Source organism: Polaromonas sp. (genome assembly GCF_041689105.1).
In the GTDB taxonomy this organism is placed as follows: domain Bacteria; phylum Pseudomonadota; class Gammaproteobacteria; order Burkholderiales; family Burkholderiaceae_C; genus Polaromonas.
In genome coordinates this window covers 1-21,136 of record NZ_JBDNGU010000034.1, presented here as the reverse complement: position 1 = coordinate 21,136, position 21,136 = coordinate 1, and the positions used below count along the sequence as shown (strand labels likewise).

Genomic DNA, 21,136 nt, shown 5'->3' with positions numbered 1-21,136 from the left:
GGGGGTCTAGCCGACAACTTCCAGCAGGCGGTCCAGCCCGCCTTCATTGATGGCCACCATGGCCTGCGCGCGCACAGCGGGTTTGGCGTGGTAGGCCACCGACAGGCCCGCTACGCCCATCATCGGCAGGTCGTTGGCGCCATCGCCCACGGCAATTGCCTCGTTGGGCGTGATGCCCAGCATGGTGCAGGTCTCCAGCAGCATCTTCTTCTTTTCGTCGCCATCGCAGATGTCGCCCCAAGGTTGGTCCACCATGCGCCCGGTCAGCAGGCCGCCTTCGATTTCCAGCACGTTAGAGCGTGTGTAGTCGATGCCAAGCTCGCGCTGGATGCGATCGGTGAAAAAGGTAAAGCCGCCGCTGACCAGCAGCACCTTCATGCCGGCGGCCTTGCAGGCCTGCACCAGCTCGGCTGCGCCGGGGTTGAGCTTGAGCCGCTCCTGATAGACCTCTTCCATGCTGGCCACGCTCACACCCTTGAGCAAGGCCACGCGCCGGCGCAGACTGCCCTTGTAGTCAGCAATTTCACCGCGCATCGCTGCTTCGGTGATGGCGGCCACTTCGGCCTTGCGGCCGGCAGCGTCGGCAATTTCGTCGACACATTCGATGTTGATCAGGGTCGAGTCCATGTCGAAGGCGATCAGCTTGAAGTCGCTGAGTTTGAGAGCGGGCGTGGTGATGTTGGCGACGAGGCCGGGGGATATTTCGGTGGGGGTCATGGAAGTTTATGCTATTGGTTTTGTAGCTGACTACGCAGTCAGATAAAGGGCTGGGAGGCTATTTGCTTACTTTTTCTCGGCTTGGCGCGGGCGTTTTGGGGTCGGGGGCGCAGTTCGTTCGGCGCCGTCCGCATCGCCAAACGCTGCATGAACAATACTTCCGCCCCAGGCGCTGACAGACATGCCGGCCCTGGCGGCTGCAAGCTGCATGGTCGCTTTTTGTTCTGGGCGCATGTAAATGTTCAGCTTGCGCAGTGAATTGGCTTTCATGAAGTTCCTTCAAAAAATAGCCAGCTAGCGAAGCCAGTTTTCTATCTGCAGGCCCGGCACACGTCGAAATTCAGTCTCATTGTCGGTGACCAAAATAGCTTCCAGCGCCAGCGCATGCGCGGCGATCAGGGTGTCATTGGGGCCGATGGGCGTGCCACATGTGGCGAGGTGAAGCCGTATTTGTGCGTAGTGCAAGGTAACGGCCTCGTCAAGCGGGTACACAACCACCCCAAGCATGGCCTGGCTATAGGCCGTTAGGAGACGTGAAGACGGGTTTTTGAGCAAACCGAATTGCATCTCGCACACCACCACTGTGCTGGTGCACATTTCTGCGTCGGCCTGGATGCTTAGCGCTTCGTTCATGCGCTGGGCTGTCAAGCCATGGGGCTGCTTCATCAGCGCTGTGATGATGTTGCTGTCCAGAAGCCAGAGACGATTGTTTGCGGCCGCCATCACAAATTGATGTCGTCGAGTGGCAATAGGCCTTCGTCAACATCCGGGAACTCATCGTCAATCGGCTCCATGTTGGCGAGCAGGGCCAACATGCAGGCCAATGATCCTTTGGGCGCTGCATTTACTCTCGGCTCGATCAGTACACCGTTGCCAAACGGGCGAATCGTAATTTCACGTGTACCTAAATCCATGCTTCGCGGTATGCGTGCAGCCAGATTGCGGCCATTCATAAACAGGCGCGACTCGTGCGGAGGGATTGACATATCCATGGCGTTCTCCTAAAAATGATGGCCCCATTTTAGCATAGGCCATGGCATAGGCCACGGTTTTACGGCGATAGATTCAGCGCTGCGGGCGGGCTATTTTGCTTTTCCAGTTTCGGCACGCCCAAACTCTTCAACACATCCCGCACCATCTGCGCGCGGTCTTTTGGCTCTTTCAGCTCGCGCTCTATGCGCAGCTTGTCGTTGCCAGCGAGCTTGATGTGTTTGTTCTTCTGGATCAGATGCATGATGGCCATCGAGTCGATGGGCGGGTCTTTTTTGAAGGTGATGTTGATCAGGGTCGGCGCGGCATCGACCTTGACCACGCCATACGGTTTGGCGATCACGCGCAGGCGGTGCACGTCGATCAGGGTCTGGGCCTGCGCCGGCAGCTTGCCGAAGCGGTCGACGATTTCTTCCAGCAGGCTGTCGATCTGGTCGGTGGTTTTGGCGGTGGCGAGTTTTTTGTAGAAAGACAGGCGTAAATGCACATCGCCGCAGTAGTCGCTCGGCAGCAGGGCGGGCGCATGCAGGTTGATCTCGGTGCTCACGTTCAATGGCGACAGCAAATCCGGCTCGCGCCCGGCCTTGAGTGAGGCTACCGCCTCGTTGAGCATCTCGTTGTAGAGCTGGAAACCGATCTCCATCATGTTGCCGCTCTGGTTTTCACCCAGCACCTCGCCGGTGCCGCGAATTTCCAGGTCGTGCATGGCCAGGTAAAAGCCCGAGCCGAGCTCTTCCATCTGCTGGATGGCTTCGAGCCGCTGGCTGGCCTGTCTGGTCAGGCCTTCGATGTCGGGCACCATCAGGTAGGCATAGGCCTGGTGGTGGCTGCGTCCGACGCGGCCGCGCAGCTGGTGCAACTGCGCCAGTCCGAACTTGTCGGCGCGGCTCATGACGATGGTGTTGGCCGTTGGTACGTCGATGCCGGTCTCGATGATGGTCGAGCACAGCAGCAGGTTGTAGCGCTGGGCCACAAAGTCTTTCATGACTTTCTCGAGTTCGCGCTCGGGCATCTGGCCGTGTGCAACAGCAATGCGCGCCTCGGGCAGCAGGGCTTCGAGTTTTTCGCGCCGGTTCTGGATGGTCTCGACCTCGTTGTGCAGAAAGTAGACCTGGCCGCCGCGCTTGAGCTCGCGCAGCACGGCTTCACGGATCACACCATTGCTTTCACTGCGCACAAAGGTCTTGATCGCCAGCCGCCGCTGCGGCGCCGTGGCGATGACACTGAGGTCGCGCAGGCCTTCGAGCGCCATGCCCAGGGTGCGCGGGATCGGTGTGGCGGTGAGCGTGAGTACATCAACCTCGGCGCGCATCGCTTTCATGGCCTCTTTGTGGCGCACGCCGAAACGGTGTTCCTCGTCGATGATGAGCAGGCCCAGGCGCTGGAACTTCACGTCCTGGCTCAGCAGCTTGTGGGTGCCGACCACGATGTCGATGCTGCCGTCGGCGATGCCTTTGATGGCAGCGGTGATCTCCTTGCCGGATCGGAAGCGGCTCATCTCGGCCACTTTGACCGGCCACTTGGAAAAGCGGTCCACCAGGGTCTGGTAGTGCTGCTCGGCCAGCAGGGTGGTGGGTGCCAGCAGTGCGACCTGCTTGCCGCCGGTAATCGCGATGAAGGCGGCGCGCAGGGCGACCTCGGTCTTGCCAAAGCCCACGTCACCGCAAACCAGCCGGTCCATGGGGCGGGGGCTGATCATGTCCTGGATGACGGCGTGGATGGCGGCGCTCTGGTCAGCGGTCTCCTCAAAGCCGAAGTCGTTGGCAAAGCTTTCGTAGTCGTCCGGCGAGTAGCGGAAGGCATGGCCTTCACGCGCGGCGCGGCGGGCGTAGATGTTGAGCAGTTCAGCGGCCGAGTCGCGCACCTGCTCGGCGGCCTTGCGCTTGGCTTTTTCCCACTGGCCACTACCCAGCCGATGCAGCGGTGCTTCGGAGGCAGAGACGCCGGTGTAGCGGCTGATCTGCTGCAACTGGCTGACCGGCACATACAGCGTGGCGTCGTCGGCGTATTGCAGGTGCAAAAACTCGGTGATGCCCTGGCCCAGGTCCATGTTGACCAGGCCTTTGTAGCGGCCTATGCCGTGCGCGCTGTGGACCACCGGGTCGCCGACATTGAGCTCGGACAGGTCCTTGATCAGCGCCTCGACATCGCTGACCTGCTCTTGCTTCTTGTTGCGCCGGCGCGTGACCGCACCAGCCGCGAACAGCTCGGTCTCGGTGACGAAATCGATGTCGCCTTCCAGCCAGCTGAAGCCGGTGGCCAGCGCCGCCGTGGCAATGCCGAGTTTTTCGTTGCTGGTCTGGAAGTCTTCCAGCGAATCGAAGGCTGGCGGGCTGAGGCTGCTGGCGCGCAGGAAATCGAGCAGACTTTCACGCCGGCCATCGCTTTCGGCCAGCAGCAGCACCCGCTGAGGTGTGTTGCGGATGTGCGCCTTGAAGCGGGCCAGCGGGTCCTCGGCGCCGCGCACCACCGACATCTCGCCCAGCTTCTGAAAGTGGGCGCTGTCAGCCACGTCCTCGATGGCGGGGCGTATGGCCAGTTGCGCATAGTCATTGGCACGCGCGTAAAACTGCTCGGTGCCCAGAAACAGCGCCTCGGGCGGCAGCGCCGGGCGGTCCGGCGCATCACGCACCAGCCGGTAGCGGTCGCGGGTGTCCTGCCAGAAACGCTGGAAGGCTGGCTCCAGGTCGCCATGCAGGACCACCATGGCGTCATTGCCCAGGTAGTCAAATACCGTTGCGGTTTCTTCAAAGAACAGCGGCAGGTAGTACTCGATACCGGCCGTGGCCACGCCATTGCCCATGTCCTTGTAGATGCGGCTCTTGGTCGGGTCGCCTTCGAGCAGCTCGCGCCAGCGGCTGCGAAAGCGGGCACGGGCGTCGTCGTCCATCGGGAACTCGCGGCCCGGCAACAAGCGTACCTCGGGCACCGGGTAGAGGCTGCGCTGGCTGTCCGGGTCGAAGGTGCGGATGGAGTCGATCTCGTCGTCGAACAGATCCACCCGGTAGGGCACGGGCGACCCCATGGGGAAGAGGTCGATCAGGCCGCCGCGCACCGCGTATTCGCCCGGGCTCACGACCTGCGTGACATGGCTGTAACCGGCCAGGGTCAGCTGGCCCTTGAGTCTGGCTTCGTCAAGTTTTTGCTTCACCTTGAAATGAAAGGTGTAGCCGGCAAGGAAGGCCGGCGGCGCCAGACGGTACAGCGCCGTGGTGGCCGGCACGACGACCAGGTCGGCGCCACTTTCCTTGCCCTGCTGTCCGCTCGAGGCATGCAGGCGCCAGAGGGTGGCCAGGCGCTCGCTGATCAGGTCCTGGTGTGGCGAGAACGTGTCATAGGGCAGGGTTTCCCAGTCGGGAAACAGGACGCAGCGCAGATCAGGCGCAAAAAAAGCAATCTCGTCCATCAGCCGCTGGGCGGTGGTCGCGTCCGACGTGACGATCGCGGTGAGACGGCCGGCCGCTTTTTCCCGGAGCCCCAGCTGCGCCAGCAGCAAGGCATCGGCCGAGCCGGTGGGCTGGGGCAGCGTGTAACGTTTGCCGGGAAGCAGTTTGGGTAAATCCATGAAGCAGTCGGGAAAAGGTGGCAGGAGAAGGCGGAACGAAAACCAGTCAAAAAAGCCGGACAAAAGGCAAACACCCCAAACCGTGTGGAATGGGGTGTGACGACCTTGGACGCCCTGATTTTAGAATCTATGATCAGCGCATGGCGCCTCATTCCCCGAAATCCCTGATTCCGCGTTTTTTTGCGCTGATCCCGTGCGCCGGGCAGGGCACGCGGGCCATGGCAGGCAGCGCGCAGGACGCGTCGCTGCCGAAACAATACCAACCGATTGCCGGCGTGCCGATGGTGCGGCACACACTGGCGGCGTTTGCCCAGGTGGCCCGCATCGAAGCCTGCCTGGTCGTGGTGGCCCCGGACGATACGTTTTTAAGCGGGCCCTTGCCTGTCGGTGTCGAAGTGGCGAGCTGCGGTGGCGACAGCCGCGCCGCCAGCGTGCTGAACGGGCTGGGCCAACTGGCCATCGCGGGCGCTGAAGCCGACGACTGGGTGCTGGTGCACGACGCGGCGCGTTGCCTGATCACTGCCGCACTGGTGGACCAACTGATCGACGCCTGCCACAGCGACCCGGTGGGCGGCCTGCTGGCGCATCCGGTGCCCGACACGCTCAAGCAAGGCCAGGACGGCAGGGTGTTCGCGACCATAGGGCGGGGCGACAAGTGGCTGGCGCAAACCCCGCAGATGTTTCGCCTCGGCGCGCTGACGCAGGCCCTCAAAATGGCGGCTGCACTGGGCGAGCCGGTCACCGACGAGGCCAGCGCGATGGAAGCCGCTGGCCTGTCGCCGAAGCTGGTGCGCGGCAGCGCGCACAACTTCAAAGTGACCTACCCGGAGGATTTTGTGCTGGCCGAAGCCCTGATCAAAAGCCGGACCCCGGCCAAACCGCGGGCACGCAAAGCGGTGGCGACCAAAGCCACGCAGAAAGTTTGATCTGATGACACCAGCCGCGAATCCATCTGACGCCATGCCTGCGGGCGCTGGCGAACGCAGCGAAGGGCCGCCCCGAGCAAGTTCAGCCCCCTCGGGGGGCAGCGCAGTACGCGAAGCGACAAGCGTGGGGGCGACATACCGCATTGGCGAGGGCTGGGACACCCACGCACTGGTGCCCGGCCGGCCGCTCATCATCGGCGGCGTCAACATACCGCACTCCGTGGGTCTGTTGGGCCATTCGGACGCCGACGTGTTGATCCACGCCATCATCGACGCCTTGCTGGGCGCCGCAGGCCTGGGCGACATCGGCGGCCACTTTCCCGACACCGATGCGCGTTTCAAGGGCGCGGATTCGGTGGCCCTGCTGCGCGAAACCGGCCGCCTGCTGGCCGAACGCGGCTTGCGCATCGGCAATATCGACAGCACCGTCATTGCGCAGGCCCCCAAGCTGGCCAGCCACATTCCGGCGATGCGCGCCTGCCTGGCCGAAGCCCTCGGTCTGGACGCCTCCCGCGTCAACGTCAAAGCCAAAACCGCTGAGAAACTCGGCCCAGTGGGCCAGGGCTTGAGCATGGAAGCCCGCGCCATCGCGCTATTATTTTAGTAGCTGCTTGCGCACGCCACATAAGGGTATAAGCGCGATTTCATGCATAACGTGCGACCAGTACGATGCAGAGTTTTTCCTTACCAGCCAGGGCCGCGGGTCCGGCTCTGCCGGCCCGCAGGCGCAGCGCCCCCTCTGGGGGCAGCGAACCACACGAAGTTGGGAGCGTGAGGCTAACCTCTCCTTAGCCTGATATGCGCCGCCAGGCCGCCCGAACCGGTGTTGGCGAGCCCAAACACGCCTCCCATCCGGTGCAGGGTTTTTTCAACAATCGCCAGCCCCAGGCCAGCACCGGTGGCGGCGGTTCGGGCGGCATCGCCGCGAAAAAACGGTTTGGTCAGGTTGTTTAGCGCGTGCGGCGCGACGCCGGTGCCGTGGTCGCGCACCTTGATCAGTACCCACTGGTCGCGTTCCTTGGCCGCGATGTCCACCATGGCGATGCCGGTATCCGGACTTTTGCCGTAACGCCGGGCATTTTCCAGCAGGTTGGCAATCACGCGTGAGAGCTCCACTTCGTCGGCCAGCACGGTGATCTGCCCTGGCAGGGTGACGTTGACCCGCATATCGTTGTAGTCAGCCACTGCGTACACCGATGCGGCAATGATGGCGTTGAGCGACACCGGCGCCAGCTGTGGCGGGTCGGGTCGCGCGTAATCGAGAAACTTGTCGATGATGGCGTCGAGCTGGGTGATGTCTGCGGCCATGTGGGCACGCGCCTCGGCATCGGCCACGCTCATTTCGGTTTCCAGGCGCAGGCGGGCCAGCGGGGTGCGCAGGTCGTGGGAAATGCCGGCCAGCATGATCACGCGGTCTTACTCGATCTTGGACAGCTGTTCGGCCATGCGGTTGAAGCCGATGTTGACCTCGCGGATTTCGCTGGTCGCCACCTGTTCGTCAAGCAGGCTGGCATCAAAATCGCCGTCGCGCATGCGGCTGGCGGCAAACGACAGCTGCTTGAGCGGCCGGTTGATCAGCCGCGCAATCAGCGCCGCGCCCACCAGCGACAAAATCGCCGCCGTGATCAGCCAGATCAGCCAGGTGCCGCCCTGCATGGGGCCGAGGCGCGAGGGTTCGGTCAGCAGCCAGTAGGAGTCGCCGTCAATCGTGAATCCCACCCAGACGCCAGCCGTACCGTTAACGGATTTCGCCACCACCGTGCCCGCGCCCATGCGTCGGGTCAGCTCGTCGCCAATACGCTCGCCGAAAGGGTCGTTGACAAACAGCTCGTATTTGTCGCGCGGTTCGCGCGGCGAGATGCGTACACCTTCCTCCTCGGCCAGGGTCTTGATCAGCCAGACCCGCGTGATCGAGTCCGAGTATTTGAGGGCGGCGCGGCTGAGGTTGACCAGCGAGGCGAGTTGCTGGGCGCTCTGGACGGCACGGGGCTCGAACTCCAGCGCCCGGAAGGTCTGCAGCCAGGCCACGATGCAGCCAATCAGCAGCAGGGCGAGGAAGAAAAACGTGCGCCAGAACAGGCTGAAGCCGACGCGCGGACGTATCTCCAGCGGGGCCGGAGCGGTTTCCAGATTAGCGGGGCTGGTGCCTTGCATGGGAAAGGGTGGGCGTGCTCGAAGGAGAGGCGGCGTCAGCGGACGATTGTTGCCGGCGGGGGGAGGGCGCCAGCGGCCAGGCCTGTCAGTTGGTGCCGTCCGGCACGAACACATAACCAATGCCCCACACCGTCTGGATGTAGCGCGGCACCGCAGCGTCGGCTTCAATGAGCTTGCGCAGGCGCGAGACCTGCACGTCCAGGCTGCGGTCAAAGGGCTCGAACTCGCGGCCACGTGCCAGCTGGGCCAGCTTTTCGCGCGACAGGGGCTGGCGCGGATGCCGCACCAGGGTCTTGAGCATGGCAAATTCGCCGGTGGTCAGGGGCAGCTCCTCGCCGTTTTTCTGCAGGGTGCGCAGCCCCATGTCAAAGACGAAGGGGCCGAAGTTGACGACTTCCTGCTCGCTCGATGGCGCGCCGGGCACCTCCGCAGCAGGCCGACGGCGCAGCACGGCGTGGATGCGCGCCAGCAGCTCACGCGGGTTGAAGGGTTTGGACAGGTAATCGTCGGCGCCGACTTCGAGGCCCACGATGCGGTCCACGTCCTCGCCCTTGGCGGTCAACATGATGATGGGGGTGCGGTCATTGGCGGCGCGCAGGCGTCGGCAGATCGACAGGCCGTCCTCGCCCGGCATCATCAGGTCCAGCACGATCAGGTCCACGGCGTCCCGCATCATGATGCGGTTCAGGGCCTTGCTGTCTTCGGCCAGGATGACTTCAAAGCCTTCCTGGGTCAGGTAGCGCCGCAGCAGGTCACGGATGCGGACATCATCGTCAAGAATCAGAATCTTATCGGCGCGAGGTGTGTTGCTTGCTTGTGTCATGGTGCCATCGTAATTTGTAACAGAGCCATTCTCAGGGCTAAAAACCCGGAATCGGACTTTTCATCTCACTTTGACACACTGTTACAGAAGTTGCAGGCCCAAGCAAGCGGGATAACAGGCAGATAAGCACCGCAGCCTAGGCTGGTGGCGAAGGATGACGGCAGATAGAGGCTGTTGCTGACAAGGACTTCGGCCACTGTCGGCTATGTTCATTCTCTGCACTTGGGTTTTGACCGGACCCGCTCCCCATCTCTCCCATCGAAAGAGACCCTTTGAAAAACACCACCACACTCAAATTTGCGCTTTGCGCCCTGGCTGTCACCACCACCGGACTGTGGGCGCAGGTTGTTCAGCCGGTGCTGGTCCAGCCACCGCTGCAGAACGTAGCCCAGCTGTCGGCCAGCGGCTCGGTCGAGGTGCAGCAGGACCTGCTTTCCATCATGATGAGCACCACGCGCGACGGTGCCGACGCCGCGAGCGTGCAGAACCAGCTCAAGGAGGCACTGGATGCCGCGTTGGCCGAGGCCAAAAAATCAGCCCAACCTGGCCTGATGGACGTGCGCACCGGCAACTTCAGCCTGTACCCGCGCTACAACAAGGACGGCAAGATCAACGGCTGGCAGGGCCGGACCGAGCTCGTGCTTGAAGGCAAGGACTTCCCGCGCATCACCAGCACGGCCGGAAAAATCCAGACCCTGACCCTGGGCAATGTCGGCTTCGCGCTGAGCCGCGAGCAACGCGCCCGGGTCGAAGGCGAAGCCCAGGCCCAGGCCATTGAAAGTTTCAAGGCCAGGGCGGGCGAGATTGCCCGCAGTTTTGGCTTTGGCAGCTACACGCTGCGTGAGGTAGCCATCAATGCCAACGACCAGGGTCCGATCCGCCCGCGCATGCTGGCCATGGAAGCCAAGTCGACCATGTCGGATTCTGCGATTCCGGTCGAAGCTGGCAAAAGCACGGTGGTGGTCAATGTGTCTGGCTCCGTGCAGATGAAATAAGCCGAGTGCTGCCCATGCGGCGCGGCATGGCTGAAAGTCAAAGGGCTTCTGGCTGACAGACCAGCGTCGCTGTAGCGCTTACGCCATGCGCATGTTCCCTTCTGACACCCCTGTGGCCAGCGTCACCAACGCCGCCCGCCGGGGCGCTTTTTTTGTGGTGATCAATGTCAGCTCGGGGCGGCGCGACAGCACTGAGCAGCAGGCCGTCATCGCGCGTGTGTACGAAGAAGCCGGTCGGGCATTCGAGTTTTTGCGGATCGAACAGCCGGCGCAGACAGACGACGTGGCCAGACGCGCGGTGGCACTGGCCCAGACCCGTCAGGGGGTGGTGGTCGCGGCCGGCGGTGACGGCACCATCAACGCTGTGGCGCGTGCGGTGCACCGCAGCGGCGCACCGCTGGGCGTGTTTCCCCAAGGCACCTTCAATTATTTTGGCCGTGCCCATGCGATTCCGCAGGACACCGAGGCTACTGCCCGCGCGTTGCTGGGCGCTTCCGTCGTGCCGGTACAGGTCGGCCAGGTGAACGGGCGCCTGTTTCTGGTCAACGCCAGTCTGGGCCTTTATCCGCAACTGCTGGAGGACCGCGAGGCCTGGAAAGAGCAGCTCGGGCGCAGCCGCTTTGTGGCGCTCCTGTCCGGCATCGCTACCTTGCTGCAAAGCCGCAAGCAACTCCGCCTGCAGATTGAGTCAGCCGATCGGACGCTGGCCGTGCGCACGCCCACCCTGTTTGTCGGCAACAACCACCTGCAACTTGCGCAGGTCGGCATCGATGAGCAGCAGGCCGATGCGGTTGAGCAGGGGCAGCTGGCGGGTATTGTGGTGCGGCCCATTGGAACCCTGGCACTTTTCGGGCTGCTGATACGTGGTTTGCTGGGACAGCTTGGCGAGGCCCACAACATCGACAGCTTTTCCTTCCATCGCCTGACGGTCACGCCCAAAGGTGTCAAACGCATCAAGGTGGCGACCGACGGCGAGATTGCCTGGATGCACACGCCGCTGGTTTTTGAAGTTGCGCCCCAGCCCTTGTGGTTGCTGGTGCCAGCGCCGGCTGACCGGGTGGAGGTCGCATGACCCGGCTGCTGCAGATCTCCCATCCGCATTTCGGCACCGTGCAGCCCGCCGTGGCCGAAGCGCTCGTGCAGATGGCGCATGCGCAGCGGCCCGATGTGCTGGTGCTGTCAGGTGACATCACCCAACGTGCGCGCGCCTGGCAGTTCAGTGATGCGCGGGCGTTTTGCGACCGCCTGGCAATTCCGGCCATGCTGGCGTTGCCTGGCAACCACGACATTCCGCTGTTCAATCTCTGGCAGCGCCTGGCCAGCCCCTATGCCGGTTATCTGCGCGCCTTCGGACCAGACCTGGAGGCGTCGCTGCAGACATCTGCCTTTTGCCTGATCGGCGTAAAAACCACGCGGCGCTGGCGGCATAAAAACGGCGAGGTGTCCGCTGCCCAGGTGGCGCGTGTGGCGGGTGAACTCCAGCGCGCCGCTCCCGGCCGCTTGCGGGTCGTTGTGGTGCACCAGCCGGTGGTGGTGCTGCGCCCCGAAGACGAACATGACCGCCTGCGCGGCTGGGAGCCCGCGGTGCGCGCCTGGGCAGCGGCTGGGGCCGACATCGTGATGGGCGGCCATATCCACCTGCCTTATGTGTGCGAGCTGTCATCGCAGGTACCCGGCCTGGCGCGGCGCATGTGGTGTGTGCAGGCCGGCACGGCGCTGTCGTCGCGGGTTCGCCGCGAGGCGCCGAATTCGGTGAACCTGATCCGCTATGGGGCAGGTCAGGAAACCTGCCTGGTCGAGCGCTGGGACTATGCGGCGGGCGCGCAGCGTTTTGAGCTGGCGCACACCAGCGAGCTGCCGCCGGACCGCGCGCTAGCCGCGTCAGACGGCTGACAGACCTTTTTTGCGTACCTGCCGGGCCACCACCCGCGCGCGCAGGTGGTCGTAGCTCCAGTTGAAGGCAAAGGTGTAAGGCAGAAAAAACAGCACGATACCGATGTCCAGCACAAAGGCTTCCCACAGCCCGATGCCCAGCCACCAGGCGGCCAGCGGCACGACGGCAATGACCAGCCCGACTTCAAACAGCACCGAATGCACGGCACGCGCACCCAGCGTGCGCCGGAAACCCAGTCGGCGCTGGGCGCCGTCAAATACCGCGTTGAAAACCATGTTCCAGAGCATCGCGATCAGCGAAATCATCAAGGTGAGCAAACCCATGTGGGCCAGCGGATAACCGAGCAGCCAGGCCCCCAGCGGCGCGCAGATGGCGATGGCCAGCACCTCAAAACCGAGGGCGTGAAAAAAACGTTCTTTGACTGACTTCTGCAGGCTCATGGGGGGCTTAAGACGTGAAAAGGAAAGGGGGGCTAAACAGGACAGGGGGCTAAACGAAGAAGGTTGCAATTTTTATCGTAATTTCCATTACTTTAAAATCAATAACCATCTACAAAATAGATAGATGTGGAGCTCACACCCCCCATGCGCCATTCCCCCGAAGCCCTGACCGCCTTTGCCGAAGCCGCCACGCTCGGTTCGTTTTCGGCCGCCGCCCGCAAGCTGGGCAAAAGCCAGTCCACCGTCAGCAGCGCGATTGCCAACCTCGAAATCGACCTCGGCCTGAGCCTGTTCGACCGCAGCAGCCGCAAGCCCACGCTGACCGAACATGGCCGCGTGGTACTGGGCAAGGTGCAGGAAATTCTGGCCGCCAGCGACCGGCTCGACCTGTCGGCCAGCCAGCTGGGTGGCGGGCTGGAGGCCAGGCTCAGCGTGGTGTGGTCGGACACCTACCAGTCCGACCGTTTTGAAGACATGCTGACCGCTTTCGAGCAGCGTTTTCCCGACCTGGAGTTCGAGTGCCTGATCGCCGAACACGGCGACCTGGTGTCCCTGGTGCAAACCGGGCGCGCGCACATTGGCGTGGTGGGCGCGCAGGGGGTGTACCCGCCCGACATCGGCGCGGCGACGATTGCCGAACAGTCCGAGATCACCCTGTTCGTGGCCGCCGGCCACGCGTTGGCCGGCATGAAGGACATCACGCCTCAAGTGCTGGCCCAGCACCGCGAGTTGCGCCTCGACACCTACCTGGGCCGGGCCGACCAGGTGATGCCGGCGGCCCGCCGCTCCTGGTCGGCGCCCAGCTACCTGATGCTGATGGAGATGGCGGTGCTGGGTTTTGGCTGGGCCGCGATTCCGCGCTGGATGGTCACGCGTTTTGCCGTCGGCAAACTCCACGAGCTCGATGCGCGCGGCTGGCCGCAGCGCGTGCCGGTGGACGCCGTCTGGTCACGCCAGCGGCCGCTGGGCCGCGCCGGCACCTGGCTGCTGCAGGAGATGCTGGCGCCACCCCCTGAGCCGGTTTTATAGGGAAAATCTGGCTCCAGCCCTTGCCTGGTGGGCGCGAGAAGCTATTGATTTGATAGCGAATCCCGCTGTTTCACGTCGGCCGCTGGCGGGGGCACAATCAAACCCATGACTTCATCAGTTTCCCCCCTGGTCCGATACCTGCCCGGCCACACGGCGCTGGTGCTCGACTCGCCGCACAGCGGCACCCGCTATCCTGACGACTTTGCGTTTGCCGGCGAGTTGGCTACCTTGCGTCGCACGGAAGACACCCATGTCGACAAGCTCTACGACTTTGCGCCGGCGCTGGGGGTGGGCTGGGTCGAGGCGTTTTTTCCGCGCAGCTACCTCGATGCCAACCGCGACACCACCGAGGTGGATGTCAGCCTGTTCGGCGAGACCTGGCCGCATGCCGTGTCGGAGGACCCACGCGTCATGGGCAAGGTGCGCCTGGGCAAGGGGCTGATCTGGCGCACCACCGACGACGGCGCGGCCATTTACACGCGCAAGCTCACCGTGGCCGAAGTGCAAGCGCGCATTGCGCAGTGTTGGCAGCCCTACCACGCTGCGGTGGCCCAGGCCATAGACGCGGCGCACGCGAAGCACGGCTACAGCATCCACATCAATTGCCACTCGATGCCGGCAATTGCGTCCGGCAACGCCACCGATTTTCCCGGCGAGGCGCATGCCGATTTTGTGGTCGGTGACCGCGACGGATCCACCGCTGCCGCGTCGATGTCCCGGCTGGTGTGCGAGCACCTCAAAGGGCTGGGCTACAGCGTCGCCTACAACCACCCGTACAAAGGCGTGGAGCTGGTGCGCCGCTACGGCGCGCCGCAGCAGCATCGCCACAGCATCCAGCTGGAGATCAACCGCAAGTTGTACATGGACGAAAAAACGCTGGAGATCAACACCGGTTTTGCGCCCCTGCAAACCAGCCTGCAGTCGCTGGTGCAGCAGCTGTTGGCGACCGATCCACGCGCGCTGCCCGCCTGAGCCATGGACAAGGTCGATTGCGTCGTCATCGGCGCTGGCGTGGTGGGCCTGGCGGTGGCGCGCGCGCTGGCGCTGCAGGGCCGGGAGGTGATGGTGCTGGAGGCCGCGAATGCCATAGGCACGGGCACCAGTTCGCGCAACAGCGAGGTCATTCACGCCGGCATTTATTACCCCCAGGGCTCGCTCAAGGCACTGCTGTGCGTACCGGGCAAACAACTGCTGTACGACTACTGCGGGCAACGCGGCGTCGGCCACCAGCGCTGCGGCAAACTCATCGTCGCCACCAGCGAGGCGCAGGCCGCTGAGCTGCGAGGCATCATGGCCAAAGCCGCTGCCAACGGCGTGAACGACCTGGTGCTGCTCACGCGCGAGCAGGCCACGTCGATGGAGCCGCAACTGGCCTGTGTGGCGGCGGTGCATTCACCGGGCACCGGCATTGTCGACAGCCACGCGCTGATGCTGGCGCTGCAGGGCGACCTTGAGCATGCCGGCGGGTTTGTGGTGTTTAATTCACCGCTGGCCCACGCGCAGTGCGGGCAGGGCGCTATCACTTTGGTAGCGCAAGATGGTACCGAGCTGGAAGCCTCAAGCGTCGTCAATGCCGCTGGCCTGCAGGCGCCGGCGCTGGCTGCGCACTTTGCGGGGCTGGATCCCGCTTTTGTTCCGCCGGCGTATTACGCCAAGGGCAATTACTTCACGTTGTCCGGACGCTCGCCCTTCAGCCGGTTGATCTACCCCGTGCCTGAACCCGCCGCGCAACTGGCGGGCCTGGGGGTGCACCTGACCATTGACCTGGGCGGCCAGGCCAAGTTTGGCCCCGACGTGCAATGGGTGGACTCGCCCGATGACCTGCTGGTGGACCCGTCACGCGGGGAAGCTTTTTATGCCGAGGTCCGCAAGTACTGGCCGGCCCTGCCGGACGGCGCGTTGTTGCCCGGCTATGCCGGCATACGCCCGAAGATCCAGCCGCCGGGCGCGCCGGCCCGGGACTTTGTCATCGAGGGACCGCGCACACACGGCGTGCCCGGGCTGGTCAACCTGTTTGGTATCGAGTCGCCGGGGCTCACCAGTTCGCTGGCCATTGGCAGCCATGTAGCGAGCATGCTCAGAGCCTGATACGGTTTTGCATTCAATCATCTGGATAAGCGCCACTTTGTGGGCGGGAGCTGGCCGACGGGGCACTCAGCGATGCGAATGTCCCCCGGCCTGCGGCCTCCATCTTGAGTTCGCTACGCCGGGCGCCCCATCGACCCTGTCCTGGCTTGCCCATGCCGCAACCCGGTTTCCTGTCTTTCGAAGGCAAGTGGGTAGGAGGCAATCGCCCGCAAACAAGGCCGGTCAATACCGGCCTTGTTTGTGCGTGATGATCAGACGCTCAACGCTTGTTGATGTCTTTGAGATCCTTGAGGTTTTCGCGCCCATCGCCTACCGCCTTCTGGGCTTTGCCGGCCATTTCGCGGTTGTGGCCCTTGGCCTGCTGCGCGGCGCTACCCGTCATCTTGCCGCTGTGCTCCTGCACCTCGCCAGCGACTTCCTTGACTTTTCCTTTAACCTGGTCCTTGTTCATGATTTGCCTTTCAAGCAACATGGAAAATTCCATGGCTTCAAGGTATAGCGGCGCACAAGACGCCCGGGAAGGGCGGTGCCCTGCCACCGTGTCAGCGCCGGCCTACACGTCTGACTGGGCGGTGACAGCTTCAAGGCCCATCGCTCATACCGCCGCAGCCACCCGCGTGCCCTGGTCAATCGCGCGCTTGGCGTCCAGCTCCGACGCCTCATCGGCGCCGCCGATCAGCTGGGTTTTTACACCGGCGGCGCGCAAAGGCTCCAGCAGCTCACGCAGCGGCTCCTGGCCAGCGCACAACACGATGTTGTCCACGCTGAGCACTGTGCCGTCCTGGTGCTTTTCGCCGAAGGTGATGAAGAGGCCCAGGCCACCCGCGCCGTCGTCGCCGATGCGTTCGTAGTTGACGCCTGAGAGCATCTCCACGTTTTTCATCTTGAGTGCCGCGCGGTGTATCCATCCGGTGGTTTTACCCAGGTTTTTCCCGAGCTTGCCCGGTTTGCGCTGCAGCAGCGTGACCTGCCGTGCCGGCGCGTCAGGCGCCGGTCGCACCACGCCGCCGCGCACTTCGCCAGGGTCGGCCACGCCCCACTCGGCCAGCCAGGCCGGCAGGTCCAGCGCCGTGGAATGGCCGGGTAGCGTGACGAGAAACTCCGCCACGTCAAAACCAATGCCGCCCGCGCCTATCAGCGCCACGCGCTGGCCCACCGGCTGCCGGCCCAGCAACACGTCGATGTAGCTCAGCACCTGGGGGTGGTCCTGCCCGGCAATGCGCGGGTTGCGCGGCGTGACGCCGGTGGCGAGCAACACTTCGTCGAACTTCTGTGCAATCAGGCTGGCCGCATCCACGCGTGTGTTCAGGTGCAGGCGCACGCCGGTGGCGGTGATGCGCTGACCGAAGTAGCGCAGGGTCTCCTCGAACTCTTCCTTGCCCGGCACACGTTTGGCCAGGTTGAACTGGCCGCCAATTCGGTCTGCCGCGTCGAACAGATCCACACTGTGGCCGCGCTGGGCCAGGGTGGTGGCCGCCGCCAGGCCGGCCGGGCCAGCGCCGATCACGGCGACGCGCTTTTTGGCGGTGGCAATGCGTATCACCAGCTCCAGTTCATGGCAGGCGCGCGGGTTGACCAGGCAGCTGGCGATTTTTGCCTGGAAGGCGTGGTCCAGGCAGGCCTGGTTGCAGGCGATGCAGGTGTTGATCTCCTGGCTGCGGCCACGCGCCGCCTTGTTGACGAACTCGGGGTCGGCCAGAAAAGGCCGCGCCATGCTGACCATGTCGGCGCTGCCGTCGGCCAGCACCTGTTCGGCCACTTCCGGCGTGTTGAGCCGGTTGCTGGTGATCAGCGGGATCGTCAGGCCGGCCGCGCGCAATTCGTCCCTCAGCTTTTTCGTGACCCAGGTGAAGGCACCGCGCGGCACCGAGGTCGCAATCGTCGGCACACGCGCCTCGTGCCAGCCGATGCCGCTGTTGATGATCGTGGCGCCGGCCGCCTCGACGGCCTTGGCCAGCAGCACCACTTCTTCCCAACTGCTGCCGTCCGGGATCAGGTCGATCATGGACAGGCGGTAGATGATGATGAAGTCTGGCCCCACCGCTTCGCGCGTACGTCGCACGATCTCGACCGCCAGCCGCATGCGATTGGCATAACTGCCGCCCCAGTCATCGGTGCGCTGGTTGGTGTGGGTGACCAGGAACTGGTTGATGAAATAACCTTCGCTGCCCATGATTTCAACGCCGTCATAACCGGCCTCGCGCGCCAGCAGCGCGCAGCGGATAAAAGCCTTGAACTGCCTTTCGATGCCGCCGGCGCTGAGTTCGAACGGCGTGAACGGCGAGATCGGGCTCTGGATGCGGGACGGCGCCACACACAAGGGGTGGTAGCCGTAACGCCCGGTGTGCAGGATCTGCAGCGCAATCTTGCCGCCCTCGGCATGCACCGCGGCGGTCACCTGCTTGTGGCGCCGCGCTGCGCCTGAGCTGGCGAGCATGCCGGCAAACGGTTTGGTCCAGCCGGCGATGTTGGGCGCAAATCCGCCGGTGACCATGAGGCCGACGCCGCCGCGCGCGCGCTCGGCAAAATACGCAGCCATCGCCGGAAAGTGTTTGCGCCCGTCTTCCAGCCCGGTGTGCATGCTGCCCATCAGCACGCGGTTTTTCAGCGTGGTGAAACCGAGGTCCAGCGGGGCCAGCAAGTGGGGGTAGGGGGAGGTGGGGGTCATGGTGTTTTTTGCTTTGAAATCCGGATGTGCCTGCATGGTAGTCGCTGACGGGCGCGCGGCGGGTCACTTGGGCGCGGCCTGCGGGCAAACCCCATCGAGGACGGTGAGGGCGCTGGGGTCCTTGCTTGCTCCTGTATTGATAGCTGGTTGCGGTTGTTGCGTAAGGGCTGGAGGCACTTTTCTTTCACAGTCCGGCATCACGCTGCGTCCCCGGTTGGCTGAGGGCAGTAGGTTGAACTCCCCACTCCCACCCCCAACCCCTCCCTCGCCCCGCTGGGCGATGGAGGGGGGCCTCATTTGGCCGCGTGTGCTGCGCTCGCGTGCAAACATGACGGACGCGTATTCAGCGGTGTGTGCGCTTTGCGCGCACACCTTCTGTCATTCCGGCGAAGGCCGGAATCCATCCCCGACTCCGACTCCGACTCCGACTCCGCACCCGCTCCCCCACCCGTCGGGCTGGGCCGAGGAGCACAGCCGAAAACGGATCAGGGCGAGCGATTGTTTGAGCCGAAGGCGAGTTCGAGCTCGACCCCGTTTTCGGTGAGCACCGCAGGTTGCCCCGGAGCGCAGCGCAGGGGACCCAGACCATCGGGTCGCCTTCTCTTTGCTTACTTTCTCTTGGCGAAGCAAGAGAAAGTGAGTCGCCCGCCGGGGCGAGACCCGGCCAGTAGGCAGACCCCACAGTACGAGTCATCGAACAACGATCCCGGCGCAAGTCCTGGCGCGGGCAAGGGCACCCCGGCTAGCGGCCTTGTCCGACAGGCCGTCGGCCCCGACGCTGCTAAGTTCAAGGATCACACCAAGGAGCCGCCATGTCCGACACCACCACCCCACCTGGCCACGTCAAAGGCATTGATGCAACCCCCGCCCCGCCGCCCCGCGCTGATACCGACAGCACCGATAACAGCGCCAGCACCCTGATCGAAGCGCCGGTGCTACCCGGCCACAAAAATCCGCTGGACCAGCATGAGTTCTCCGATGGCGGTGGGGGGGGGCGGCGCCGAGGCCTACCGCCGCAAGCCCGGATGACGCTGGCGACCTTCAACGTCGATGGCGGCAGCGGCATCAAGAAACGCCTGCCGCAACTGCCGGGCTGGCTAGCCACCTGTCGGCCTATGCCCTCAGGCTTGCCTGGCGGCGCCTTGGGCGGTTAACGATGCCATCAGATGCTCTGCGAATGCATGGGCAATCACCGGCAGTTGCCGGTTGCGCAGGCTGGCCAGTACCAGTTGCCCGCGCGGAAACCCGCGGTCCGCGATTTCGCGCGCCACCAGCTGGCCGCCGTTGGTGACCGCGCCGATGGCGATCTGAAATGAAATGGCCTGCTCATGGTAAAGGTAGCCGCGCATGAACTCAAAACTGTTGCTTTCCACCACCGGCCGCAGCTTGATGGAGCTGCGGGCCAGGAAGCGGTCGAGCAATTGGCGTCCGCCGATGTCGCCTTCGGGTAAAACCAGCGGGTAGTTGACGCATTCACTGATCCGCAGCTCGGCGCGAGCGGCCAGCGGATGGTCGCGGTGCATGGTGGCCACCAGTTTTTGCTCGAAGTCGGCGATGCGCTTGATGTCGGCCTCGGGCGCGAGGTTAAACACCAGCGCAAGATCGATCGCGAAATCGCGCAGCGACTGCACCGCCTGAACATGGTCGCCAATCCCGGCGTGTACCTGAACCAGTGGATGCGTCGCACGAAAACCCGCGACCGCGCCAGGCAGGAACACCGGGGCGAGAGCCTGGCTGGTGACGATTCTGACGCTGCCGCGCCGAAGGCCTTGCAGGTCCTCGATTTCAGAACGTACGTGTTCCAGCTGCGCTGAACGGCTCCGGATATAGCCCACAAAAAGCTCGCCCGCAGCGGTGAGTCGCACACCGCGGGGCAGGCGCTCGAAGATCGGGGTGCCCAACTCTCCTTCGAGGTCCTGGATGCGGCGGTTCACCGCAGATGGCGCCACATGCATGCGCTCGGCCGCCTGCCGGATGGAGCCCACCCGCGCGACTTCATCGACATAGCGGAGAAAGCGCAGGTGGTTCATGGGCGGGCGGCAGCGTGCATAGCGCTGGGTGCTCGCAGGATTGGTGCCATGTGCGTTGCAAGCGTTGCCTGAACGGCAACGCAGAGAGCTTGAAAAAGCACATACCGAGGCCGGTTTGGGGCACGGCCCGTGCTTAATACTTCGCATGAAACGCACGTCCGTCCCATCTCGCACTGCTTTGGAGCCCACTTCCTTCGGCCCTTCGTCCCAGAACGCGTGGACACTCACCGCGCAGGGTGTGAGTCTGGTGCGTAAACCGCCGCGCACCAAGGCTGTGCGTCTGGATGCACTGCCGCAGAGCATTGAGATCGACATCGCCCGCAGCGCGTTGGTGGTCGTCGATATGCAAAATGATTTCTGCCACCCGAAGGGCTGGTTCGGGCAAAAAGGCATCAGTGTCAAGCCGATGCGCAAGCCAATTCCTGCGATTGCCGGGCTGCTTCTGGCCTGGCGTGCCGCAGGCGGCGCGGTACTCTGGTTGAACTGGGGTGTGCGGCCGGACCGGTTGAACCTGAGCCCTACTGTCCAGTTCAAGGGCAAGCGCGCCGCCGATGGCGTCGGTTATGCGGAGCGCTCGCCGCAAGACCATGGTCTGTCGGTGGTGGCAGGCCAGTGGGGAGCGCAAGTGGTGGATGAATTGACCGTGGTGCCGGGTGATATCACTGTCTTCAAGCACCGCCTGAGAGAGTGAGAGTTTTTCTCCAATCTCATTGAACTCACCGCCGACTGGTTTGTCGAAACGGCATGTCAAATCCAACAGAGCAAGAAGACGTGGCGAGCAAGGCGGGCCTGTTCGAAGACCTGCCGCAGTCCAGTG

General features: G+C 63.8%; 20 protein-coding genes and 1 pseudogene. 10 read left to right on the top strand and 11 right to left on the bottom strand.

Annotation, left to right across the window (positions count from 1 at the left end; translation table 11 throughout):
• Positions 1–6: 6 nt before the first annotated feature.
• From serB to mfd, 5 genes are all read right to left on the bottom strand, one after another.
• Entirely contained in the window at positions 7–717 is a 711-nt protein-coding gene (gene serB / locus ACESMT_RS03120; RefSeq protein WP_372825117.1) for a phosphoserine phosphatase SerB, read from the bottom strand.
• A 66-nt stretch (positions 718–783) separates the two neighbouring features.
• Positions 784–987, bottom strand: a complete 204-nt coding sequence (locus ACESMT_RS03115; protein WP_372825116.1) for a hypothetical protein — start codon at positions 985–987, stop codon at positions 784–786.
• 24 nt (positions 988–1,011) lie between these two features.
• Positions 1,012–1,440 carry a type II toxin-antitoxin system VapC family toxin gene (locus tag ACESMT_RS03110; protein WP_372825115.1) on the bottom strand — a complete coding sequence of 143 codons (429 nt, stop codon included), beginning with the start codon at positions 1,438–1,440 and terminating at the stop codon, positions 1,012–1,014.
• Entirely contained in the window at positions 1,440–1,709 is a 270-nt protein-coding gene (locus ACESMT_RS03105) for an antitoxin (RefSeq protein WP_372825114.1), read from the bottom strand. The genes ACESMT_RS03110 and ACESMT_RS03105 overlap by 1 nt, the downstream gene beginning before the upstream one ends.
• Before the next feature lie 59 nt (positions 1,710–1,768).
• Positions 1,769–5,272, bottom strand: a complete 3,504-nt coding sequence (mfd, locus tag ACESMT_RS03100; RefSeq protein ID WP_372825113.1) for a transcription-repair coupling factor — start codon at positions 5,270–5,272, stop codon at positions 1,769–1,771.
• A gap of 140 nt (positions 5,273–5,412) precedes the next feature.
• On the opposite strand from mfd, the gene ispD reads away from it, so the two are divergent.
• Positions 5,413–6,198: a 2-C-methyl-D-erythritol 4-phosphate cytidylyltransferase gene (ispD, locus tag ACESMT_RS03095; RefSeq protein ID WP_372825112.1), complete on the top strand. Its 786-nt coding sequence runs from the start codon at positions 5,413–5,415 to the stop codon at positions 6,196–6,198.
• A 124-nt stretch (positions 6,199–6,322) separates the two neighbouring features.
• Positions 6,323–6,802 (top strand): 2-C-methyl-D-erythritol 2,4-cyclodiphosphate synthase, encoded by a 480-nt coding sequence (gene ispF, locus ACESMT_RS03090; RefSeq protein ID WP_372825111.1) that lies wholly within the window; start codon positions 6,323–6,325, stop codon positions 6,800–6,802.
• A 173-nt stretch (positions 6,803–6,975) separates the two neighbouring features.
• Here the strand turns inward: ispF and ACESMT_RS03085 are convergent.
• Positions 6,976–8,352, bottom strand: a pseudogene (locus ACESMT_RS03085) (ATP-binding protein).
• 85 nt (positions 8,353–8,437) lie between these two features.
• Complete coding sequence (gene ompR, locus ACESMT_RS03080; RefSeq protein ID WP_372825110.1) at positions 8,438–9,175, bottom strand: two-component system response regulator OmpR; 738 nt, start codon at positions 9,173–9,175, stop codon at positions 8,438–8,440.
• Positions 9,176–9,447: 272 nt separating this feature from the next.
• Here ompR and ACESMT_RS03075 point away from each other — a divergent pair, with 272 nt between their 5' ends.
• The 3 genes from ACESMT_RS03075 to ACESMT_RS03065 all read left to right on the top strand — a co-directional run bounded on the left by ACESMT_RS03075 (position 9,448) and on the right by ACESMT_RS03065 (position 12,063).
• Positions 9,448–10,170 (top strand): SIMPL domain-containing protein, encoded by a 723-nt coding sequence (locus tag ACESMT_RS03075; RefSeq protein ID WP_372825109.1) that lies wholly within the window; start codon positions 9,448–9,450, stop codon positions 10,168–10,170.
• A 91-nt stretch (positions 10,171–10,261) separates the two neighbouring features.
• Complete coding sequence (locus ACESMT_RS03070; protein ID WP_372825108.1) at positions 10,262–11,242, top strand: diacylglycerol kinase family protein; 981 nt, start codon at positions 10,262–10,264, stop codon at positions 11,240–11,242.
• On the top strand, positions 11,239–12,063 hold the full coding sequence (locus tag ACESMT_RS03065; protein WP_372825107.1) for a metallophosphoesterase: 825 nt from the start codon (positions 11,239–11,241) through the stop codon (positions 12,061–12,063). Before ACESMT_RS03070 ends, ACESMT_RS03065 begins: the two co-directional genes overlap by 4 nt.
• Here the strand turns inward: ACESMT_RS03065 and ACESMT_RS03060 are convergent.
• The gene (locus ACESMT_RS03060) at positions 12,052–12,504 is read right to left on the bottom strand and encodes a multidrug/biocide efflux PACE transporter (RefSeq protein ID WP_372825106.1); all 453 of its coding nucleotides are present in this window, start codon (positions 12,502–12,504) and stop codon (positions 12,052–12,054) included. The genes ACESMT_RS03065 and ACESMT_RS03060 overlap by 12 nt on opposite strands.
• Before the next feature lie 144 nt (positions 12,505–12,648).
• Here ACESMT_RS03060 and ACESMT_RS03055 point away from each other — a divergent pair, with 144 nt between their 5' ends.
• From ACESMT_RS03055 to ACESMT_RS03045, 3 genes are all read left to right on the top strand, one after another.
• Positions 12,649–13,533: a LysR family transcriptional regulator gene (locus ACESMT_RS03055; RefSeq protein WP_372825105.1), complete on the top strand. Its 885-nt coding sequence runs from the start codon at positions 12,649–12,651 to the stop codon at positions 13,531–13,533.
• A gap of 105 nt (positions 13,534–13,638) precedes the next feature.
• On the top strand, positions 13,639–14,505 hold the full coding sequence (locus ACESMT_RS03050) for an N-formylglutamate amidohydrolase (RefSeq protein ID WP_372825104.1): 867 nt from the start codon (positions 13,639–13,641) through the stop codon (positions 14,503–14,505).
• 3 nt (positions 14,506–14,508) lie between these two features.
• Entirely contained in the window at positions 14,509–15,621 is a 1,113-nt protein-coding gene (locus ACESMT_RS03045; RefSeq protein WP_372825103.1) for an NAD(P)/FAD-dependent oxidoreductase, read from the top strand.
• Between the two features lie 259 nt (positions 15,622–15,880).
• Here the strand turns inward: ACESMT_RS03045 and ACESMT_RS03040 are convergent, their stop codons facing one another.
• Entirely contained in the window at positions 15,881–16,105 is a 225-nt protein-coding gene (locus tag ACESMT_RS03040) for a CsbD family protein (RefSeq protein ID WP_372825102.1), read from the bottom strand.
• 111 nt (positions 16,106–16,216) lie between these two features.
• Positions 16,217–18,289: an FAD-dependent oxidoreductase gene (locus ACESMT_RS03035; RefSeq protein WP_372825101.1), complete on the bottom strand. Its 2,073-nt coding sequence runs from the start codon at positions 18,287–18,289 to the stop codon at positions 16,217–16,219.
• Positions 18,290–19,101: 812 nt separating this feature from the next.
• Between ACESMT_RS03035 and ACESMT_RS03030 the strand changes: the two genes are divergently transcribed.
• Complete coding sequence (locus tag ACESMT_RS03030; RefSeq protein ID WP_372825100.1) at positions 19,102–19,443, top strand: hypothetical protein; 342 nt, start codon at positions 19,102–19,104, stop codon at positions 19,441–19,443.
• Here ACESMT_RS03030 and ACESMT_RS03025 read toward each other — a convergent pair.
• On the bottom strand, positions 19,411–20,319 hold the full coding sequence (locus ACESMT_RS03025) for a LysR family transcriptional regulator (RefSeq protein WP_372825099.1): 909 nt from the start codon (positions 20,317–20,319) through the stop codon (positions 19,411–19,413). The genes ACESMT_RS03030 and ACESMT_RS03025 overlap by 33 nt on opposite strands.
• 145 nt (positions 20,320–20,464) lie before the next feature.
• On the opposite strand from ACESMT_RS03025, the gene ACESMT_RS03020 reads away from it, so the two are divergent.
• Positions 20,465–21,010 (top strand): isochorismatase family protein, encoded by a 546-nt coding sequence (locus tag ACESMT_RS03020; protein ID WP_372825098.1) that lies wholly within the window; start codon positions 20,465–20,467, stop codon positions 21,008–21,010.
• Positions 21,011–21,136: the final 126 nt, after the last annotated feature.

What these genes read in the sequence shown, in the direction of transcription:
- ACESMT_RS03045 (WP_372825103.1), top strand. Translation starts at nt 14,509, where the DNA reads ATGGACAAGGTCGATTGCGTCGTCATCGGCGCTGGCGTGGTGGGCCTG.
- ispD (WP_372825112.1), top strand. Translation starts at nt 5,413, where the DNA reads ATGGCGCCTCATTCCCCGAAATCCCTGATTCCGCGTTTTTTTGCGCTG.
- ACESMT_RS03020 (WP_372825098.1), top strand. Translation starts at nt 20,465, where the DNA reads ATGAAACGCACGTCCGTCCCATCTCGCACTGCTTTGGAGCCCACTTCC.
- ACESMT_RS03065 (WP_372825107.1), top strand. Translation starts at nt 11,239, where the DNA reads ATGACCCGGCTGCTGCAGATCTCCCATCCGCATTTCGGCACCGTGCAG.
- ACESMT_RS03030 (WP_372825100.1), top strand. Translation starts at nt 19,102, where the DNA reads ATGTCCGACACCACCACCCCACCTGGCCACGTCAAAGGCATTGATGCA.
- ACESMT_RS03060 (WP_372825106.1), bottom strand. Translation starts at nt 12,504, where the DNA reads ATGAGCCTGCAGAAGTCAGTCAAAGAACGTTTTTTTCACGCCCTCGGT.
- ACESMT_RS03035 (WP_372825101.1), bottom strand. Translation starts at nt 18,289, where the DNA reads ATGACCCCCACCTCCCCCTACCCCCACTTGCTGGCCCCGCTGGACCTC.
- ACESMT_RS03050 (WP_372825104.1), top strand. Translation starts at nt 13,639, where the DNA reads ATGACTTCATCAGTTTCCCCCCTGGTCCGATACCTGCCCGGCCACACG.
- ACESMT_RS03110 (WP_372825115.1), bottom strand. Translation starts at nt 1,440, where the DNA reads ATGGCGGCCGCAAACAATCGTCTCTGGCTTCTGGACAGCAACATCATC.
- ACESMT_RS03070 (WP_372825108.1), top strand. Translation starts at nt 10,262, where the DNA reads ATGTTCCCTTCTGACACCCCTGTGGCCAGCGTCACCAACGCCGCCCGC.
- ompR (WP_372825110.1), bottom strand. Translation starts at nt 9,175, where the DNA reads ATGACACAAGCAAGCAACACACCTCGCGCCGATAAGATTCTGATTCTT.
- mfd (WP_372825113.1), bottom strand. Translation starts at nt 5,272, where the DNA reads ATGGATTTACCCAAACTGCTTCCCGGCAAACGTTACACGCTGCCCCAG.
- ACESMT_RS03040 (WP_372825102.1), bottom strand. Translation starts at nt 16,105, where the DNA reads ATGGAATTTTCCATGTTGCTTGAAAGGCAAATCATGAACAAGGACCAG.
- ACESMT_RS03105 (WP_372825114.1), bottom strand. Translation starts at nt 1,709, where the DNA reads ATGGATATGTCAATCCCTCCGCACGAGTCGCGCCTGTTTATGAATGGC.
- ACESMT_RS03115 (WP_372825116.1), bottom strand. Translation starts at nt 987, where the DNA reads ATGAAAGCCAATTCACTGCGCAAGCTGAACATTTACATGCGCCCAGAA.
- ACESMT_RS03025 (WP_372825099.1), bottom strand. Translation starts at nt 20,319, where the DNA reads ATGAACCACCTGCGCTTTCTCCGCTATGTCGATGAAGTCGCGCGGGTG.
- ACESMT_RS03055 (WP_372825105.1), top strand. Translation starts at nt 12,649, where the DNA reads ATGCGCCATTCCCCCGAAGCCCTGACCGCCTTTGCCGAAGCCGCCACG.
- serB (WP_372825117.1), bottom strand. Translation starts at nt 717, where the DNA reads ATGACCCCCACCGAAATATCCCCCGGCCTCGTCGCCAACATCACCACG.